Below are 2,193 nucleotides of genomic sequence, written 5' to 3'. Positions count from 1 at the left end.
CACTAGTATTCACATATAGAAAAGACTTAGACGTACAACATGTGATTGTCGGCAGTGACAATAGCGAAGAATACAAAAAGCAATGCATATCAAATATAGAAAAAATATTGAGTGACAGAAAAAAGGTGAATTCCAATGCCTAAACAAACAGTTACCTATCTTATTAAGATTACTGATACCAACTTATATGTTACAAACAGACCCACTGAACAAAACACTACAATCAAATATTCAACCAGCCTTAGTGACGCTAGAGAGTTCAACGGAATGGAAGATGCCGCAGTCGATATGACATTCCATACTGCAATAAAAAAGACGGTAACTGAAACAACTGAATATGAGGAGGTCGCATATGACACAAGAAATGAACCTATTCCAAAAAATAGCTGACGTTAAAGCTAATATAGATGGATTCACTAAAGATACTAAAGGCTACAACTACTCATATGTTAGTGGCTCTCAAGTATTACACAGAATCAGAAGTAAAATGATTGAACATAATTTATTGCTCGTTCCTAGTACAACAGAAGAAAACTATAAAAAAATTGAAGTTACGAGGTTCAATAAAAAAGCAAATAGAGAAGTCACAACATCTGAATTTGTCGTCGAAATGAAATTGACATATGTATGGATCAATGCGGATAAGCCAGAAGAAAAACTTGAAGTAACATTCTATTCTGTCGGACAGCAAGACGATGTTTCTAAAGCGCATGGTACTGCACTAACTTATGCTGAACGTTACTTTTTAATGAAGTTCTTTAATATCCCTACTGATGAGGATGACGCTGATGCTAAACAAAAGCGCGAGCAATATACCAAACCAGATGCTAAAGCGATTGGGACATTAAAAGAAGAAATGTTGAAATTCAGCGAACTTATGCAGTCTGTAGGAAAACAAGTAAGTGTTGATGATGTCCAGCAAAAGCTAGGTATCAACGATGTTCAGAGTTTAAGTAATAGTCAAATCACTGTATGCATCAAAAAATTAGATAACTGGTCAAAACAAGCAAAGGAGAATGAATAATGTTAAACAGAGTTGTATTAGTAGGTCGCTTAACAAAAGACCCGGAATTCAGAACAACGCAAAGCGGTGTAGATGTAGCCGCATTCACACTAGCAGTCAACCGTAATTTTAAGAGTAAAAACGGAGAGCAGCAGGCGGACTTTATCAACTGTGTTGTATTCCGTAAACAAGCAGAAAACGTCAATAATTATTTGAATAAAGGCAGTTTAGCGGGTGTCGATGGCCGCTTACAATCACGCAGCTATGAAAACAAAGAAGGTAATCGAGTATTTGTTACGGAAGTTGTGTGTGACAGTGTGCAATTCTTAGAACCTAAGAATGCACAAGCCTCAAACAATAACCAATCAAATAACGAAGTGCAGCAAAGAGAGAAGGCGCTTCAAAGCGACAATCCATTCAATAATAGCAACAACTTTGATATGGATACGGATGATTTACCTTTCTAGGAGTGGTTTTAAATGCAGAAAATCACTAATTACATTCAAGAAGATGACGGTACAATTACTGCCGTCATCAAGAATGTAACACTAGGCAATAAAGAGACCTTGTTACTGGATAACGGAATGGATGTAGAAGTCGATGTTCAAGTCGTAGATCCGTTTAAAATTACTGGCAAGCAACGTCGTAAGATATTTGCACTTGTCAAAGACATAGAAGCTCATACAGGACAACCAATGGACTACATGAGACATTTGTTCATCGAGTTCGTTCGGACTTACTACGGCTACGACAAGCACATATCATTGAGTGACTGCACACGTACCCAAGCAAACCAAATCATAGAAGTTACACTTGATTGGATATTTCATAACAATATTCCATTAGCTTATAAAACAAGCGACCTGCTTAAACAAGATAAATCTTTCTTGTACTGGTCTACAGTCAACCGTAACTGTGTTATCTGCGGTAAACCTCATTCAGACCTTGCACACCATTATGCAATAGGCAGAGGAAAGAACCGTAAGACAATGAACCATTACGGATATGAAGTGTTAGCGCTATGCAGAGAGCATCATCAGTCTCAACATGATATGGGCGTTGAAAGTTTCGATAAATTACATCATTTAGAAAACTCGTGGATTTCAGTAGATGATCGGCTTAATAAAATGTTGAGAGGAGAAAGAAATGATGAATAATATAGAAAAATTAGAATCCGAAAAAGAAGTTCT

4 protein-coding genes are annotated in these 2,193 nt (G+C 36.8%); all 4 read left to right on the top strand.

Translation table 11 applies throughout. The annotated features are described in order from the left end of the window. The first annotated feature begins 135 nt into the window (after positions 1 to 135). The 4 genes from HMPREF2846_RS05495 to HMPREF2846_RS05480 are packed head-to-tail and all read left to right on the top strand — an operon-like array spanning position 136 to position 2,160. Complete coding sequence (locus HMPREF2846_RS05495; RefSeq protein ID WP_070626042.1) at positions 136 to 390, top strand: DUF2483 family protein; 255 nt, start codon at positions 136 to 138, stop codon at positions 388 to 390. After that, the gene (locus HMPREF2846_RS05490; protein WP_070626040.1) at positions 353 to 1,024 is read left to right on the top strand and encodes an ERF family protein; all 672 of its coding nucleotides are present in this window, start codon (positions 353 to 355) and stop codon (positions 1,022 to 1,024) included. The genes HMPREF2846_RS05495 and HMPREF2846_RS05490 overlap by 38 nt, the downstream gene beginning before the upstream one ends. Then, complete coding sequence (gene ssb, locus HMPREF2846_RS05485) at positions 1,024 to 1,470, top strand: single-stranded DNA-binding protein (RefSeq protein WP_070626038.1); 447 nt, start codon at positions 1,024 to 1,026, stop codon at positions 1,468 to 1,470. The genes HMPREF2846_RS05490 and ssb overlap by 1 nt, the downstream gene beginning before the upstream one ends. Before the next feature lie 12 nt (positions 1,471 to 1,482). Beyond that, on the top strand, positions 1,483 to 2,160 hold the full coding sequence (locus HMPREF2846_RS05480) for a putative HNHc nuclease (RefSeq protein ID WP_070626036.1): 678 nt from the start codon (positions 1,483 to 1,485) through the stop codon (positions 2,158 to 2,160). Positions 2,161 to 2,193: the final 33 nt, after the last annotated feature.

Origin of the sequence: Staphylococcus sp. HMSC056G08 (genome assembly GCF_001812305.1) — a bacterium.
Lineage (GTDB): Bacteria > Bacillota > Bacilli > Staphylococcales > Staphylococcaceae > Staphylococcus > Staphylococcus simulans.
The sequence above is the reverse complement of the archived record's forward strand: the minus strand, read 5'-3'. Positions and strand labels throughout refer to the sequence as shown.